Source organism: Arsenicibacter sp. R0_47 (assembly GCF_057652235.1).
Map to the genome: position 1 here is coordinate 15,480 of NZ_JBYFCJ010000014.1, position 17,291 is coordinate 32,770.

The following is a 17,291-nucleotide window of genomic DNA, read 5'->3' on the forward strand; positions in this document are numbered from 1 at the left end:
CCCTCGGGGAGTTAAGTTAATCGGGCGGGAAGCTACCGGATTGCCAGCTCCGTTTCCGCATCAAAAAAATGGCATTTATCCAGATCCCAGAACAACCGGAACGACTGGCCGAACGTTAGCGGCAGGTCGGCGGGCAGACGGGCCACCAGCCGGTGATTATCCAGATGAAAATACGTCAGCGCCTCGTTGCCGGTGTGCTCAACGGCATCTGCCTGTACCGTGAGCTCGGGCATTGACCGGCCGGTGACCGGGACCGGGCTCATGTGCTCGGCACGGATGCCCAGCGTGACCGCTTTACCCCGATATGGTGCCAGCACAGGGGCATGCACTGTCTGGCTGAGGTCAAAAACTACCGTATCGTGATCGCTCCGGAACAGAAGGGGACCGGAGGAAGCAATTCGCCCTTGCAGAAAGTTCATGGGCGGTGTGCCGATAAAGCCCGCCACAAAACGATTGACCGGCTGATTGTAGAGGTTGATGGGCGTGTCGAACTGCTGCACATCGCCGTTCCGCAGCACCACAATCCGGTTGCCGAGCGTCATGGCCTCGATCTGGTCGTGGGTGACGTAAATCATCGTTACCTGCAGATCGCGGTGGAGCTTCTGTAGTTCAATCCGCATCTGTCCCCGGAGTTTGGCGTCGAGGTTGCTCAGTGGCTCATCAAACAAAAAAACCTGCGGGTTCCGGACAATGGCCCGGCCGATGGCCACGCGCTGCCGCTGCCCGCCCGACATATCCTTCGGCTTGCGGTCGAGGAGGTTTTCGATTTCGAGCAGCCGGGCAGCGGCAGTGACGCGCTCCCTGATATCCGCTTTGGGCATGTTGCGGAGCTTCAGCCCGAAGGCCATGTTTTCGTAGACCGTCATGTGGGGATAGAGCGCATAGTTCTGGAACACCATCGCAATGTCGCGCTCGTTGGGTGGCACATCGTTCACCCGCCGGTCGCCGATAAACAGGTTTCCGTCCGAAATTTCTTCCAGCCCGGCAATCATCCTGAGCAGTGTCGACTTGCCGCAGCCCGACGGCCCGACCAGCACCACAAACTCCTTATCCTGAATGTCCAGATTTACGTCGCGGATAACCCGCGGTCCGTTCCCGTACGCTTTCGCTATATGATCCAGTTTAACGCGAGACATAATCGTATTGAGTGATTGAGCGAATGAGTGATTGAGCGGCCATTCCGGTGGCTTGATGAGGGACTCCATGTTCACTCAATCGCAATTCGCTCAATCACTCAATAGTAATTACTTTAGCTTCCCGACGACGGCGGGGTATTGTTCGGCGCGCTGGAAGGCCCAGAGCGCTTCGATGGTCGATTCGGCACCGGAGTTGCGGTTGACTTCCGTGGTCGATGAGATGCCGTCGAAACAGCGGCCTGATTCGGTGTCGTACATTTTTATGCCGGCCACGTTCTTACCCAGAAACCAGCCCATGAGTTCGGTGGCCAGGTCAGTATATTTCGGGTCCTGAGTCTGGTCGTAGGCCTCGAGGGCGGCCCACACCATCGGCCGGACACCGTAGGCAATCTGTGCAAACCGCGACGATTTGAGGCCCTGAAGGCCGTTGCCCGGATCATGAATCTCCAGCGATTCGAGTAAGCCCTGTTTGAGCAGATAAGGATAGAAATTGTCAATTTCCTTTTTGGCGGCCGCAATCCACGTTGGCTTGTTAAGCGCCTTGCCCACTTTCAGCAGGGCGTAGGACTGGTCACTGCCGTAGGCGTGCCAGGTATTCTCAAAACTCATGATGGCCCCGTACGGGAAATGCGTCGCATCGCCGAACTGCATCAGGACAATGCCCTCGCCCAGTAATTCCATCAGTTTCAGCACCTGCGCATCGGGCGTTTGCTTATAGTAGTTCGACAGGCTGAGCAGCATAATGGCAGCCTGGTCGGTACCCGAACCAAACGGCAGCCATTTCGGAACTTTAATACCTTTAACGAAATTCATTTCCTGCGGACGGCTGGCGAAGTCGCGCACCATTACTGTTACCAGCCGCTGGTTAGCCTGCTGAATGCGGGTGGCCATGGCAGGATCGGTTTTCTGGAAATAGGGGTAGGCTTCGCTCAGGAGCCAGAATGCCCGCCACGACCACCAGTTAGGCTGGTTAACGCTGGTCTGAAACGTTTTGTTAATGGAAAGATCAGGCCACAGAAAGTTATAGTAATAGCCTTCCGTCGACTGGAGCTGCAGCACAAATTCGGTCATTTGCCGGAGCTGTGTCTGCTTAAGTGTACTTGTCGTGAGGTCAGGCTCACGTAACATGAACAGCCCTGCCCGTGCGACATCATCTATACACGTAAAGCCCTCATCCTCATCAGTTATGAGGTCATAGTTAGGAGCATTACTATATATGGCGACAGTACCTACTTCAGGGCCAACCGGTAATTTAACACTTTTATAAAGGTGTTGCAAGTGTGAAATGGTGACAAAACGGCCCGTAGAGTAATTGGAAGAAACCGGGTCTTTTTTGCAGGCGAAGGAAAGCAGCCCGAACTGGACGGCTGCAAAACACAGATATACTAACGTACGTTGAGTCATTTTGGATTTAAGTTACATATTCTTTTGGTGAAACTCGTCCAGCAGTTCCTGCACTGACAGGGTAATGATACCACAGGCCGAGTCAGACATTGCATACGGGATAATCAGCTGGTCGTTGTGCTGAAGCCAGCCACAGGTATAGACCACGTTCGGGACGTAGCCTTCGCGTTCGGATTCGAGCGGTTCGATAAGCGGTTTCGCTAATCGCCCGATCACCCTGGTCGGGTCCTGTAAATCAAGAAGGATTACCCCGATGGCATAGCGGCGCAGCGGTCCGACGCCATGCGTGAGTACCAGCCAACCCTGCTCCGTTTTAATCGGTGAGCCACAATTGCCGAGCTGCACGGTTTCCCAGCCAAATTCGGGTTTGGCCAGGGTTTGCCAGCTATCCCAGACGTGCAGGTCCTGCGAAAACATGATGTTGATATACTCGCCGCCTTGCCGGCTCAGCATCACATACCGGCCGCCGATCTTTTCGGGAAACAGCGCCATGCCTTTGTCCTGAATACCGTCACCGTACATGGTCCGGACGCGGAATTCGACGAAATCGGTGGTTTCCATCAGCTGGCACTTGATCGTTTCGCCGTCGTAGGCCGTGTAGGTGCTGTAGTAGCAGGTGGTGCCGTCTTCATGGGTAAACTGCACAAACCGCACGTCCTCCATACCTTTGCTTTCGCCCTTGGCGTTCGGAAAAATGACCCGCTCGGTCAGTGGTACGTCCGGTTCGCAGACAAGGTCATAGTTGGTGTCCAGAATCTCCAGCAGCGCTTTCTGCGATTCATAAAAGCGGCTGTGCCCGCCCGAATCGGGGAGGTTGGTCAGGATCCGGGCCGCTTCGGGGGCCGTAAACGTATCCGGCAGTTCGTCCAGTACGTTTTCCGACGTATGGAGAAAGTACCGGAGCCGTTCCCGCACAAAGTCTTTGGTATATGCCTTCTGCCAGTTTTTGGCCGATCGGGTCGCGTAGGGCGTCAGGTCGTCGAGCTGTATCTGCCCGTCGGCCGTCAGTAAACCGGTCCGGAATTCAACCGACGAAATGTGGCTTTCGCCCGTGGCCCGCAGGCTCATGATAAAGCGTATAGTACCCTCCGGCAGTCCCGACTGATCGGGGTGCCGCACAATCGACGGGTTAAAGAGCGCCGCCGCCTGCGTTGAATACTCCATCGTCATACAGGCCCCAAGCAGCAGCCGGCGGGTCTCTGACCAGTGCTCCGGCAGCGAATGCCGCTGTGAAGCTTCGGCGAGGTGTTGCCGGAACGCATTGTCGAGGTGCCGGTGCCGGTCGGCAAACAGGGTTCGTGTCTCCGCCAGCAGCGATTCCGCTTCCGGCTCGCTCAGGCGGTCGATCCGTTCGGCAATGTGGGGCACCCGGTGGGGACCTTGCAGGCTGAGGTAGCGTAAAATCACCCGTTCGGGGTTGGCCGTAAACCGTATGGCCGTGCGCGTAATCTGCATATCGTTAATCTTTCAGGCCCGATGAGGCCATGCTTCGGATAAAGTGTCGCTGGAAAAACAGGTACAAAACAATAATCGGAATGGCCAGCATAACCGCCGCCGCAATCTTGACCGTCAGCTGCCCGTCGGCGCGGCCACCGACCGAGAACAGGGTGACAAGCTGGGGCATGGTCATGGTTGGTTCGTCGCGGATGACGATGAGCGGCCACAAGGCTTCGTTCCACAAGCCCATGAACGTCAGGATCGTAATGGTCAGGACCGTTGGCAGGATGTTCGGGAACAGAATCTGGAAAATAATCCGCAGCTCCCCGCAGCCATCCAGCCGGGCGGCGTCGATCAGGGCCTGCGGCAGGCCCGTAAACGCTTGCCGGAACAGCAGAATCGACAGGGAATTGAGCATAAACGGTACAATGAGCGCGAAATAGGTATCCACCCAGCCCAGCTTTACCATCGTGATGTAGTTCGGGATGAGGGTGATCTGGAACGGCAGCGTCATCGTGAAAATGATGACGTAAAAAATCAGATTCCGCCCCCGGAACTGTAGCCGTGCCAGCGCGTAGCCCGTCATAGCACCGGATATGAGTACCAGTCCGGTTGTGGTCACGGCCACCAGAACGCTGTTGACAAAGGCCCGTCCCAGCGGAATCTTAGAAAAAACCGTGACATAGTTTGCCCACGTGAAGCCGACCGGCCAGAGCGTCAGGTTGCCGAGCTCGCTCTCCGATGACAGGGAGGCGCTCAGCATCCAGACAAACGGATAAATGAACGATGCCGCAGCCAGCATAAGCAGGAAATAGCGCAGAAAGGTTGACATAATTCGTTAAATTTCCTGTTCGACGTATCGTTTCTGAATGGCAACAACGGCCAGAATCAGCAGGGCGAAAAAGAAGCCCAGCGTGGCTGAATAGCCCATGTGGTAGTATTGAAACGCCTGCTGGTAGATGTACATCACTGCCGAGAGGGTGCTGTTGAGTGGTCCGCCTTCGGTCATGATATACGGCTCAATGAACAGCGAAAACCCGCCGATGGTCGATAGTACTACCACCGTAAAAATGGTCGGGTTAATCATGGGCAGGGTAATGTACCGGAATTTCTGCCAGCTGGTCGCTCCTTCAAGGTCAGCGGCTTCGTAGTACTGCGGCGGTACCGTTTGCAGGCCCACCAGAAACAGAATGACATAGAGCCCGACGTTTTTCCAGGTCGCCATGATGGCGATGGAATACATGGCCACCGCCGGATCGTCGAGCCAGGCCACGCGCGGTAGCCCGATGCCGGCAATCAGCCGGTTGAGCATACCGGAGTTGAAGCTCAGCAGCTGCTGCCACAAAATCGTTACGACCACGCCCGACACAATAACGGGCAGAAAAAACGCCGCCCGGAAAAACGAAGCCCCGCGCAGGGTACGGTTCAGGAGTTCGGCCAGCCCGAGGGCGATACCGATCTGCAGGGGTATGTGTACCAGCAGAAACCGGAACGTATTAAACAGCGCCTGCCAGAACAGCCGGTCTTTAAACAGCCGGACGTAATTATCGGGGCCGATAAACTCCATCGGCGATATGATATTCCATCGGTGAAAGGTCAGCACGACCGAAAACACCACCGGAAACGCCACAAACACCAGCATATGCACCACATACGGCGCCACCAGCCAATAGGGAAGGAGCTTTTTCATAGTCTGTTGAGCAATTGCGTGATTGAGCGAATGAGCGATTGAGTGGCTGCTGCTAGTAATCACTCAATCACTCAATCATCATTATTTTCGAGCAGCACATTCACGGCGTTGGCGGCGTCGCGGATGGCGGCTTCGGGCGTTTTACGGTTATAGATGACACAGGCTTCGTATTCCTGTGAGATAATGTCGAATACTTCCACGATGACCGCGCAGTTGTCGACGCCTTTGATGTAGCGTACCTGCCGGGCAAAGGGTTGGGTCCGCGGATTCCGGCTGAAATACGGGGCAAAATACGGGTCGGTGTCCAGCTGCTTCCGGCGCGGAAACTGTCCCGTCAGTTCCATCAGCCGCAGGTCGCCATGATTGTCGACCAGGGTACGGACAAACTCCCACGCGGCCTGCGGGTCGCGGCAGGTGTTGAACAAAACAATGTTTTTGGGATCGCCATAGGTATAGATCGGGTTGTTGCCGGAAGCAAGGGCTGCGGGAACCGGCATCGGCCAGAAGTCGTATTCGAAGCCGGGCTTCTTGAATTTTTCGAGGTACGACACCTGCCACGGCCCCGAAAACTGGGTGGCGATGCGTTCGTCGATGAAGGGGTCGCGGGTGGCCGACAGCCGTTCGCGGGAGAAATAGTCGTTTTTGTAAAGGTTTTGCAGAAACCGGAATACCTCCACCGCATAGCGGTTGTTGAAGGCCGCCCGGTTGTTGACAATGAGCGGGGCGCCGTTGGAGGCAGCCAGGTAAAGCGGGTAAAAATTGAACAGCCGCTGGTACCAGATGGCTTTTACTTCGGTATAGCCCAGCCATCGGTCGGTGTAGCCGTCGCCGTTGTTGTCCTGTTTAAACTGCCGCCCGGCTTCCAGAAAGCTGGTATAGCTGAAGGGAGGCCGGATACCCCGGAGGCTGTTCAGGGCATGCCGGTTGCTCAGCGTCATAATCGGATTTACTTTCCAGGGCACCTGATAGATATGCCCGTCGGCCGACGTGATTTCGCGGATAACACTGCTGTCGCAACGACTCCGGATAAAGTCCATGAAGCCCTTCAGCGTATCCAGCGGTATCAGTACGTGGGCTTTCGCATACATCTCCACACTGCCCTGCCACATGTTTGCGTAGATGTCCGGCGTTGTTTTGCCAACCACCGAAGCCAGAATGATTTCCTCGCTCGACTGCCCTTCCGGAATCGGCTGAAACCGGAGCGGCTTGTCGGTGCGGGTGCGCTGCCAGCGTTCGGTAAACTCCTTCGCAAAGGCGATTTCGCCCGCGTTGTTGGAACACCAGAACACCATCGGCCGGTTGCCCTCGTTCTGCGAACAACTCCCGGCCACCGCCAGCACAATGAAACCAATCAGCCACTTCATCATAATGAACAATGTAAAATGAATAATGAATAATGAGCAATGAGGATGAAGGCCGTCGGGCCATTATTCATTGTTCATTATCCATTATTCATTCAAAAATTAATTCCCCTTCTCAGCCGTGTATACCGACTTGATCTGTGTGCTGCTCAGGACAACGTTGTAAATGCGCAGGTCGTCCATGTCGCCGGTGAAATAGCCACCCCACGGCCGGTTAAAGTTGTTGCCGTCGGCATCGTTGGCTTCTATGTTGTTATACAGACTGGTCGGCAAATCCTGACCAATCGTCATGTTGATCGTGCTTTTCACCGAAGCAGGGTCGCCGGTTTTGTCGGTCCAGCTTTTTATCAGTGTACCGTCGATGTAAAAGTTCATTTCGCCGGATTTGTACGTAACGGCTACGTGATACCACTTACCTTTATCGAGCGTAACGGTTTCGGCATCCTTATCGTTGAAGATACCGGTTGTCGTTTTTACGGTAAAGAACGTTTTGTTGGCTTCCTGCAACTGGAACTTGTAGCCGTTCCAGCGGTTCAGCGACACGAGGTAGTTGCTGGCCCGCGACGAGTCCATTTTGACCCAGAGGCTGATGCTCAGTTCTTTGGCAGGGTTCAGGGAGGCGTTGTACGGAATTTCGATATTGCCGCCTTTTTCGAAGTGATAGGCTTTGCTGTCGGCTCCGAACCGGTCTTTCGTCGGTGTCACCGTACCCGCGCCCCAGCCGGCATGGCCCTGCTTCAGCGTACCGTTGAAGCCTTTGCCCGACGCATCGTTGGCGTTACCGTCCATCTTCAGATACAGCACCAGGTTGCTCGGTGCAATTTCCTGTACCTTTTTGCTTTCAAACGTTGTGTACGCCTGACCGAGGTTTACGTAAGCGTTGTTGACCGCTGTCTGCGTAGCACTCTGGTCGCTGTTAACGGTTGTGGCAGCATCGATGGCAGTCTTAAACGTCGTTTTCGAACCGGTTTCGTAACGGCCGACGGCTGTACCTTCAACGGCGGCGTTGTACGAGGCATTGGCACTGTCGAGGCGGGCTTTCAGTTTGCTTTTATCCACGGGCGCTACTGTCGGGCCATCGTCTTTTTTACAGCTTTGCGTAAACACCATGACCATCATAAAGGCGACGATACCCCAAAGCAACTTGCTTGCAGAAAATGTGTTGTTTTTCATAAAACGCGTATTTGACATTAAGTTAAACGATTACTAATCAGAATTTAAGCTTTTTATTCGTGTCCCGTTCGCTCTGCGGAATCGGGAAATAACGGGTTGTTTCGTACTTGAAAGACGGCTTGTCGCTGAGGGCGGCCTGGGCAATATCCTTACCCCAGCGCATCAGGTCGAAGTAGCGGTGAAACTCGAAACCAAGCTCCACGCGGCGTTCGTGATAAATCAGTGTCCGGAGCGTCGCCTGGGTGGCATTGGTCACGTCGGGCAGCAGGCCGGTTGGTGCAGTGCCGGTTGTGCTCAGGTTCGTATCGTACCGGTAGCTTTCACGGGCCCGTTTCCGGACCAGATTCAGGTAGGTGAGGGCTTCGGCAGAGCGGCCCAGCTCGTTCAGGGCTTCGGCCTGCCACAGCAGTACATCAGCGTACCGGATGACCACGTAGTTGAGGTTGCCGTCGGCTTTGGTGCTCCGGGGTACTTCCGACAGCGGTTGCACATGCTTTTTGTTCAGGTAGCCCGTCGGCGACCAGGTCGGGTCATACGGTGTCCCGTCGATCCACGGTTTGCCGCTGCGGGCCACCGTATAGTCGAGCCGCGGGTCGGCCACACCGGCACTGGTCTTTTCGAACTCATCGACAAAGCGCTGGGTCGGTACGTTGAAGAAATAGCCGTTTTCGTTGGCCCGTGGCGCAAACCACTGGTTCAGGCGGTTGCCGGTAAACGGTACCTGTCCCGTCAGGTGCTGGACCGAGAAGATTGCTTCCTTGTTGTTTTTGTGCGCCTGGTCGAAGTTCTGGCTGTAGACCGGCAGCAGTTCATACAGCCCGATTGTCTGTACCTGCGCGGCCGTTTCGGCTGCCTGCTGCCATTTTTTCTCGTAGAGATAGGCTTTTGCCAGCAGCGCCGTTGCGGCTCCTTTGGTTGCCCGCCCGACGTTGGCGCCCGAATGCACCGCCGGCAGGTTTTTGATCGCCTCCTGTAAATCAGCTTCAATCACCTGCGTGTAGATGTAATCGACCGGCGACTGCTCAATCTGTAGTTCGTTCGGGTTTTTGGGCTCCAGCACAACCGGCACCGGCCCGTAGATATTGACCAGATAGAAGTAGTATAGCGCCCGCAGAAAACGGGCCTCGCCCAGAATCCGGTTTTTGTTGGCGTCGGCCATGTTGACCGCCGGTACCTTCTGAATGACGTTGTTGCAGCGGCTGATGCCCTCGTAGAGTTCACCCCACTGCGATTCGATCACGCCGTTGTTGGGGTAGATCTGGAACTCATCGACCAGCCCGATATCGGCCTGATCGCCGGGATCACCGCCTTTGGCCGCATCGTCGGATGCCACGTCGCCGAACACCCACAGGCGGTTGCGGTCGGTGAAAAAGGCCAGCGGGGTGTAGGCCGCATTGATCGCCAGCGTGGCCTGGGCTTCGGTCTGGAAAAACGCCGACTCCGGATAATCGCCCCGGACCTGCTCATTCAGAAAATCGGAGCAGCTACTGACCGACACCAGCAGCAGCGTCATGATAGAAAATGCGTGAAAGCGATTCATACGTTGCTAGAAGTTAAGGTTAAGCCCGATGGTGTACGTGCGCGCAGCAGGGTAGGTGCCCCAGTCGATACCAACCGCGACATCACCCCGGAACTGTTCGTTGTTGACGTTGTCGCTGGTCTGCATTTCCGGATCAAGGCCCGGATATCTGGTGAACGTCAGCAGGTTCTGGCCGCTGATATACACACGGGCGCTGCCGGCGGCAATTTTGCGGGCCAGTTTTTGCGGCAGCGTATAGCCGATCTGGAGGTTTTTCAGGCGGGTATAAGCCCCGTCTTCCAGAAAACGCGTCGATGGCTGCTTGTTGTTGGCGGCTCCTTTCCACGATACCCGTGGCTGCGTGTTGCTCGTACCCGGACCGGTCCAGTGGTCATCCACGACGCGTTGGGTGATGTTGAACGCACGGTAAAACCCTTCAACGTCGGTAGCGACCTGGTAATAGATTTTGTTGCCCGATACCCCCTGGAAGAACGCCGACAGGTCAAATCCTTTCCATTGCAGGTTCGCCGTCAGGCCATACAGCAGCGTCGGAATGGGGCTGCCGACGTGTGAGCGGTCTTTTTCGTCGATCCGGCCGTCGTTGTTGATGTCTTTAAACTTCACGTCGCCGGGACGGATGGTGTTGCCCTGAAACGCGCTGGTGAAAATCTCGGCATCGCTCTGGAAAATGCCTTCCTGCTGCAACAGGTAGAACGAACCAATCGGATAGCCCGGCTCAGTCAGCGTGGCAAACACCCCGTTGTCAATCCGTCCGCCCGGAATCGGCCGCCCGTCGCTGAGCGACAGTACTTTGTTTTTGATGAACGAGGCGTTGGCGGTAATGTCGTAGGTAAACGCACCTTTTTTGTCGCGGTAGGTCAGGTCGAGTTCCAGTCCTTTGTTCTGCACGCGGCCCGCATTGACATACGGCGCTCCGGCGGCCCCGCCCGATTTCGGCCCCGGCACCGGAATCAGCATGTCCGATGTTACCTTGATAAAATAATCGGCCGTGAGCTGTAAGCGGTTATTCAGAAAAGCGGTTTCCAGCCCGATGTCGCTCTGGGTCGAGGATTCCCACTTCACGTTGGTATTGCCGCGGCTGACGATGGCGTAGCCCGGATTGGTTTGCTGCGGGTCGCCCAGCGGATAGTTGTAGCCACTGCCGACAATCGACGCAAACGGGTAATTACCGATGTCCTGGTTACCGAGCTGACCAATGCTGGCCCGCAGCTTCAGCAGCGAAACGGTACCGGCCAGTGGTTTAAAAAAGGCCTCCTGATCGATGTTCCAGCCGAGTGAACCCGAGAAAAACGTACCGTAGCGGTTCTGCGGGGCAAAACGCGATGAGCCGTCGCGGCGGATGTTGGCCGTGAACAGATAGCGGTTGTTGTAGATGTAATTTACGCGGCCGAACAGCGAAAACAGCGCCCACCGCGAATCGCCCTCAAAGCTGGTTTTGCCGGTCGGATCAATACCGCGGCCGAGATACCGCAGGTTGGCGACCTGATCAATATAGTTGCGGTCGGAGCCGCCGATAACGCGGTTGATGTTCTTGATGGCTTCGGTACCTACCAGCACCGCCAAATCGTGCCGCTCGTTGAATATACGGTTGTAATTCAGGGTGTTGTTCCAGTTCAGGTTGCTGAGCAGCCCCACCTGGTTTACGAGCGACGCCGGGCTGTTGATCCGGTTGTTAGTCCCCCAGTTCTCGTTGAAAATCTTGCGGTTCAGGATGTTCATGTCGAGGCCGCCATCACTCCGGAAGCGCAGGAATCTGGCAATCTGCCATTCGGCATAGAGATTACCGAAAGCCCGGTACTGGGTTTCGGTGTTGTCCTGTTTCTGGGCCAGTCCGACGGGGTTGTAGCCGTCGCCGAAGAGGGCAGGGCTGGCGGGCAGGTCGGTGTAATTGCCGTTCTGGTCGTAAATGGCGATGGCCGGTGAACGGAACAGGGCATAGCGCACGATGCTTCCACCGTTGCCGCCGTAGCCGTCGCCCGAACTGCCCACGATGTTGCGGATCCCATAGTTCAGGTTCAGATTCGTCCCGATCTTAAAGCGGCCGCTGCCGTTGGGGCCTTTGCCGATATCGGTGTCCAGACTCGTGCGGAGCGCATACCGCTTGTAGCCCGAATTCAGAATAATTCCCTGCTGGTCAAAGTAGTTACCCGAAATCAGGTAGCGCGATTTTTCTGAACCGCCGCTGATCGACAGCTGGTAATTCTGGATCGGAGCCGTGCGGAAAATGGCGCGCTGCCAATCCGTATCGGGGAGTTGCGTACCCGTCGGAATCGGGCGGCGTTGCAGGCTCGGGTTTTCAACGCCCACGTTGTCATTCACCACCGATTCATTAAAAATCGACACGTACTCGGCCGTGTTGGCCATCGGAATCAGCCGGCCGTGCTGCTGAATACCGGTGTACGAATTAAACGAGATACGCGGGGCACCGGTTTTGCCGCGTTTGGTCGTCACCACGATAACCCCGTTGGCCGCCCGTGCACCGTAAATAGCTGACGACGAGGCATCTTTCAGTACCGAAATACTTTCAATATCGTTTGGGTTCAGGACACTGAACGCATCTTTGGTCGGTACGCCGTCGATGATAAACAGCGGGCTGTTGTCATTGATGGTGCCCACGCCGCGAATCCGGACGGCAACGCCCTCGCCCGGTGCACCCGACGACTGTGTTACCCGAACACCGGCGGCTTTGCCCTGCAAGGCCTGATCGACACCGCCCACCGGCAGCAGGTTAATGTCTTTGCCCGAAATGGTCGATACGGCACCGGTGAGGTCGGCTTTCTTCTGCGTACCATAGCCGACAACGACCACTTCGCTCAGTGTTTTGTTGTCTTCTGCCAGCGTAACATTAATCTGCGTGCGGTTTCCGACGATCTCTTCTTTGGTAACGTACCCTATAAACGAGAACTGCAGAACGGCGCCGTCGTCGGGCACACTCAGGCGGTAGCGGCCGTCACCGTCGGTGGTACTGCCGGCTGTTGACCCTTTGATGATCACGTTAACGCCCGGGATCGCCTGTCCTTTTTCGTCCGTCACTTGTCCCGCTACTTGTTTGTCGATGGCTGCGGGTCCGGTCGACTCCAGCGGGATTAGCTCCGGGCGGACAGCCGCCGATTCAGAGGGAGTGGCGGCCATACCTTTTGGCGCACGGCGCAATACAATCAGCCGGCTGTTAACGACTTCGTAGCCCACGTTTACCGGCCCCAGCAGCGAATTGAGCACATTATCCAGCCGTTCGTTCCGGACATTCAGGCTAACCCGGCGGCTGCCCTGAATCAGTTCGTAGCTGTACGAAAACGTGACGTTCGCCGCCTTTTCGACCTGTGAGAGGACGTTTTCAATAGGTTGATTCGCAATGGTCAGGCTCAGGGTACGGCGGAGCACGTTCTGCCCCTTAACCGGATTGGCCAGCAAACTGCCCATGCAGCCCAACAGCAGACAGGCGTATACCAGAGAAAGTCGCATAAGCTGAGTCAACGGAAAACGTGAATGGATCCGGTCACCCACCGTTTGCCAAAAGGCCAACGCTTGCCGGAAAGGCATACGGGTGCCCAACGGGTGTTGAGTAAAAGAGTGTTGCATCATGTTGAGTAAACTGGACTGATATAGTATAGCCGGAGCGCCTACTGGCAACCCTGACCCGGTACAATGCGAATACTGCCGTCGGGCGTCAGTTCGTACGTAGCCCCCGTACTGGCCGTGATCACATCAAGCTTTTCGAACAGAGATTCGTTTTCGAGCCGTGTGGTCAGCGTACAGTGCGTAAAATCGGCGGCGTTATACAGCAGTTTGATGCCGTATACCTGTTCGATGGTTGTAAACACCGCCGGTAAAGGTGTTCGCCGGAAGGTGAAGCGGTTCGCCAGTGCTTCAGGCGTTACCGTCATGCGGGCGTCAACCGCCGACTTTTCGGCTTCGGGTGCTCCCTCGCGGTAAGTTGCCTGCTCATTGGCGGTCAGCATCACCGTATGCGCTGCCGGCGGGGTAGCTGGTTTGGCCGGCTGCACCGGATACACCGCCACCTTGCCCGTCCGGACAACGACGCGTGTGGTCTGCCCGAGTGCAGGGGCATAAATGGTAAAACTGGTGCCTACAACGCGCGTGGTCAGCTGGTTAGCGTAGACCAAAAAAGGCTGCGCCGGATTTTTGACCACCTCAAAAAAGGCCGTGCCGCTCAGGTATACCTCCCGCCGGTCAGCGTCGAACGTAGCCGGAAAGCTGATACGGGCCCCTCGCTGCAACTTCACCAGACTGCCGTCGGGTAATCGGACCAGCCGTGGGGTAGTACCGGCATTGGCGATCTCCGTTACGGTTGCCGGAGCCTGTTCCCTGAAGGCTTCATAGACCGAATCCGGCGTCATCCAATGGCGTTTGGCCCAGACACCGGCCAGCAGCAATACGGCCACACTGGCCGCCACCGCCATCCATCGCCACGGGCGACGCACCAGCGGCAAGACCGGCGTTTCGTATAGAGCTACCCGTTCATCGCTGACCTGCTCCATCAGTTTCCGGATATTACCCGAAACCAGCTGATCGGACAGGGCCGGTAAGTCGCCGCGTGCGGAGAGCAGAAACTCCCGGGCAAGTTCGGCGCTGGCTTCATATTCCGGGTGTGCTGCCAGCAGGTCTTCCCAGTACAACCGGTCAGCTTCTGCGGCCTCACCGACGGGGTTAAATACCCATCGCCTGAATGATTCGTTATCGATTAATTCCTGTGGCGTCACCGCTTTATTGTTCTTGTTTCATACCGTTGGTATAGCGATGAGTATCGGGAAAAGAAAAAGTAATCTTGCTGTGGTGAAATTTTTTGAAAAAATTTGACGGCGCAAAAGACAATGGATAAAAGGAGAGACGTATCCATATGTGTTTACCACATAGTCACATAGAAAATATAGATTGTATGCTTATGTGCCCCATGTGGTTATGTGGTAATTTTTGTGATTCATAATCAGTATGTTGTGCTTTTTGGTGAAGTATGACCAGCCCGCTAGCTAAGCCAGTACCAGGTCAGCAGGACGAGCAGGCCGGTGAAGACAATCTTCTGATAATGTTTGCGGAGAGTCTGCAACGCGTGTTGCAGATAATTGGCGACCACCTGCCGGTTCAGGCCCATGACGTGGGCAATCTCCTCGTACGACAAATCCTCAAAATAGCGGAGGTAAATGGCTTCACGCTGGCGTTGCGGGAGCTGGTCGAGTGATTTTTTGAGTTGCTGCTGCTGCACCATGTCATCTTCGTGACGCAGCAACAGCCGTTCGGGGCTGATATCAGGAGCCTCCGCATCGTCGGTCTCGTTGAGCGGACGAAACAGGCTGTCGCGCTGGGTGCGATGCAGAATGTTATGGCGGATGGCCGTAAACAAATACGCTTTAACCGACCGGACCGATGGCAGGGCCTGTTGCTTTTCCCAGATGGTCAGAAATAGGTCCTGGAGGCAGTCTTCGATATGGGCGTGATTCGCCGTAAATTTTGTACTATAGTGAAACAGAGGACGATAATAGCGGGTTGCCAACGCCTCGAGCGCTGATTTATCGCCCGAACGGATACCGTCCCAGTGCTCATGATCAGTGTCCGAAAAAGAGTTGTCAAGCGTTACCATGGGTAGTAATCGTAGGTCGTGCTGCTATACTGCAATAAATTGAAGGAATAGTGTTAAAGCTATAACTAAAAAAGGGTAGGTTTTGTATGCGTGTGAAATAAATTATTATCCGGAACGCCGGAAGTGTTTACTTAAAAGGCGGGTTTTGAGCGGTTTAGGGTCGATAATTGCAAGGGTGGTGGTATATTCTCTTTGATTTTCAGGGAATAGTCTGTTATTTTGCGCCCCATTCGCTGAGCAATCAGAGGATGCAGGGCCAAAAATGGGGGCCTTTTACATAGGAAAATCATCCATACTGGATAAACAAGCAATTGATGTTCAGTATGGATATACAGAGAGGTGTCCGAGTGGTTGAAGGAGCACGCCTGGAAAGTGTGTATGCGGGAAACCGTATCGAGAGTTCGAATCTCTTCCTCTCTGCAATTTTCCTGTTAAGTGAAAAAGTAAACTTCAGCATTGCTTAAAGGGCAGAAATGAGAGTATTCCTTATGCTCTTGTCAATTACATTCTCCTGTAAGGAGAGCTTACACATAGGTTATTTACTCTTCTGAAACCCATTCTTCCACTTCTGCGCAATCCTTAAGGCGGTTTCGAGCATGGCGGGTTGCCAGCGCTCAATGCCCCAGTCGCTGTGGGCAAGGGGTGAAGCGTCGAGCAGTTGCCGGGCTTCGTGCGGGGTAGGGGCGGTTTCCAGAATGGTGGTAAGGTGCTGCTGTTGCCGCGCGAGGGTCTCGTCTTCGAGGGGATGTACGGCTGGTGGTAGCAGCGCTTCCGGCCGGAAAAGCCGCTCAGAGGATACGGCTGAGGCGCGCGGGTGGGCCGCTACACAACCGGCAATGCGTGTGAAGTCTGCCTGGTACTGCAGTCGGGCCGCATCGGTAAGCAGTCCGCGACCGAGCTGTTCCAGCACTACATACTTCAGGTTCGGGCACTGGTCAATGGCCACCGGCAGCCAGTCGAATAACCGGCCGGGTACCGACTCGTCGTGGGTGTCGCGGCGGATAGTCCGGCCCGGCTCGCTTACGGAATCTTCCCAGCTACCGCCCGACAGGTGGATTTCGCGCACGCGGTCAAGCGGATACAGCGCCAGCAGCTCACGCCAGTCAACGCCGAAATTATGGCTCTGGCAGTAGAGGTTGTGCAGGTCCATAATCAACAGGCCATCCACGGGTGACAGCAGCTGATGCAGGAAATCGCCCTGCCGCTTCACATCATCCAGTGAATAGGCAAGGGCCAGATTCTCAAGGCCAACGGCGCAGCCGGCGGCTTGTTGGATGCGTTGCAGCCGGTCCTGACCGATGCGCAGGGTGGTTGTGTTGAGCGGCACACTCATGGGCGCACCGGCGTGGAAACTGGCACCGGTCATGAACCCGAAATGCTCCGTGACATGATCAAAGCGATAGCGGCGGGCGCGGTCGGCCAGCTGACTGAGCCAGGTTTGCTGCTCCGGTCGCCAGCGGCCCGCAAAAATGGAAAAGAAAACGCCGTGCCCGACCAGCCGGCCAGCCTGCGCGTAGGTCTGCAACAGTTCATCGAACCAGTCAGGTAGTCCGGGCTGTGCATACAAACTATCGAACGACCATTCCAGGGCCGCAACCTGTTCGGCCGCAAAGAGGGGTAAACCGGCCTGCAACAGGTGTTGGTCCAGATTGCAGGCCAGTGCCGGATAAATTGCCATAGCGCGTCAGAATTAACCTAAGCCGCAGCCAGGGCAGTCGTACGGCATTTTTTTCTCTTTTTCGGCTTTGTCCTTTTTGGGCTTCACGATATCAAGGTTGCAGGATGCACTGACGGTTGTTACCGCCACGGCCACCGCAATGGTCTGAAGTAAGGTTTTCGGAATTTTCATGCGTCACCAAACAGGGGAATGTATACTGTTCGTGACAATAGAGTACTTTGGCCGGTAAAGCGTTGGAAGGCAATGGCCAAATCAGAGGAGAATTTTTGGTGTTGC

At 55.5% G+C, this 17,291-nt stretch carries 13 protein-coding genes and 1 tRNA gene; 1 reads left to right on the top strand and 13 read right to left on the bottom strand.

The genetic code is table 11. The annotated features are described in order from the left end of the window. Positions 1-32 precede the first annotated feature (32 nt). The 11 genes from AC23NW_RS20805 to AC23NW_RS20855 all read right to left on the bottom strand — a co-directional run bounded on the left by AC23NW_RS20805 (position 33) and on the right by AC23NW_RS20855 (position 15,337). Entirely contained in the window at positions 33-1,136 is a 1,104-nt protein-coding gene (locus AC23NW_RS20805; protein ID WP_487451753.1) for an ABC transporter ATP-binding protein, read from the bottom strand. A gap of 108 nt (positions 1,137-1,244) precedes the next feature. Beyond that, the gene (locus tag AC23NW_RS20810; RefSeq protein WP_487451754.1) at positions 1,245-2,414 is read right to left on the bottom strand and encodes a hypothetical protein; all 1,170 of its coding nucleotides are present in this window, start codon (positions 2,412-2,414) and stop codon (positions 1,245-1,247) included. 138 nt (positions 2,415-2,552) lie between these two features. Further along, a complete protein-coding gene (locus AC23NW_RS20815; RefSeq protein ID WP_487451755.1) occupies positions 2,553-3,995 on the bottom strand; it encodes a glycoside hydrolase family 130 protein in 1,443 nt (480 codons plus the stop codon). A 4-nt stretch (positions 3,996-3,999) separates the two neighbouring features. After that, entirely contained in the window at positions 4,000-4,809 is an 810-nt protein-coding gene (locus AC23NW_RS20820; RefSeq protein WP_293841870.1) for a carbohydrate ABC transporter permease, read from the bottom strand. 6 nt (positions 4,810-4,815) lie between these two features. Next, on the bottom strand, positions 4,816-5,667 hold the full coding sequence (locus AC23NW_RS20825) for a carbohydrate ABC transporter permease (RefSeq protein ID WP_293841867.1): 852 nt from the start codon (positions 5,665-5,667) through the stop codon (positions 4,816-4,818). 71 nt (positions 5,668-5,738) lie between these two features. Then, positions 5,739-7,034: an extracellular solute-binding protein gene (locus AC23NW_RS20830; protein WP_487451757.1), complete on the bottom strand. Its 1,296-nt coding sequence runs from the start codon at positions 7,032-7,034 to the stop codon at positions 5,739-5,741. A gap of 96 nt (positions 7,035-7,130) precedes the next feature. Next, complete coding sequence (locus tag AC23NW_RS20835; RefSeq protein WP_293841862.1) at positions 7,131-8,201, bottom strand: LamG domain-containing protein; 1,071 nt, start codon at positions 8,199-8,201, stop codon at positions 7,131-7,133. A gap of 37 nt (positions 8,202-8,238) precedes the next feature. Next, a complete protein-coding gene (locus tag AC23NW_RS20840) occupies positions 8,239-9,741 on the bottom strand; it encodes a RagB/SusD family nutrient uptake outer membrane protein (RefSeq protein ID WP_487451759.1) in 1,503 nt (500 codons plus the stop codon). Positions 9,742-9,747: 6 nt separating this feature from the next. Then, positions 9,748-13,203: a TonB-dependent receptor gene (locus tag AC23NW_RS20845; RefSeq protein WP_487451761.1), complete on the bottom strand. Its 3,456-nt coding sequence runs from the start codon at positions 13,201-13,203 to the stop codon at positions 9,748-9,750. Between the two features lie 158 nt (positions 13,204-13,361). Then, the gene (locus AC23NW_RS20850; protein ID WP_487451763.1) at positions 13,362-14,462 is read right to left on the bottom strand and encodes a FecR domain-containing protein; all 1,101 of its coding nucleotides are present in this window, start codon (positions 14,460-14,462) and stop codon (positions 13,362-13,364) included. Between the two features lie 263 nt (positions 14,463-14,725). Then, the gene (locus tag AC23NW_RS20855) at positions 14,726-15,337 is read right to left on the bottom strand and encodes an RNA polymerase sigma factor (protein ID WP_487451765.1); all 612 of its coding nucleotides are present in this window, start codon (positions 15,335-15,337) and stop codon (positions 14,726-14,728) included. Positions 15,338-15,670: 333 nt separating this feature from the next. Here AC23NW_RS20855 and AC23NW_RS20860 point away from each other — a divergent pair. Continuing rightward, positions 15,671-15,757: transfer RNA gene (locus AC23NW_RS20860), tRNA-Ser, on the top strand. A gap of 115 nt (positions 15,758-15,872) precedes the next feature. On the opposite strand, the gene AC23NW_RS20865 is transcribed toward AC23NW_RS20860, so the two are convergent. Next, entirely contained in the window at positions 15,873-17,015 is a 1,143-nt protein-coding gene (locus AC23NW_RS20865; RefSeq protein ID WP_487451767.1) for a multinuclear nonheme iron-dependent oxidase, read from the bottom strand. 12 nt (positions 17,016-17,027) lie between these two features. After that, positions 17,028-17,186, bottom strand: coding sequence for a chryseobasin-related MNIO class RiPP peptide (locus AC23NW_RS20870; protein ID WP_177225839.1), 159 nt, complete (start codon positions 17,184-17,186; stop codon positions 17,028-17,030). Positions 17,187-17,291: the final 105 nt, after the last annotated feature.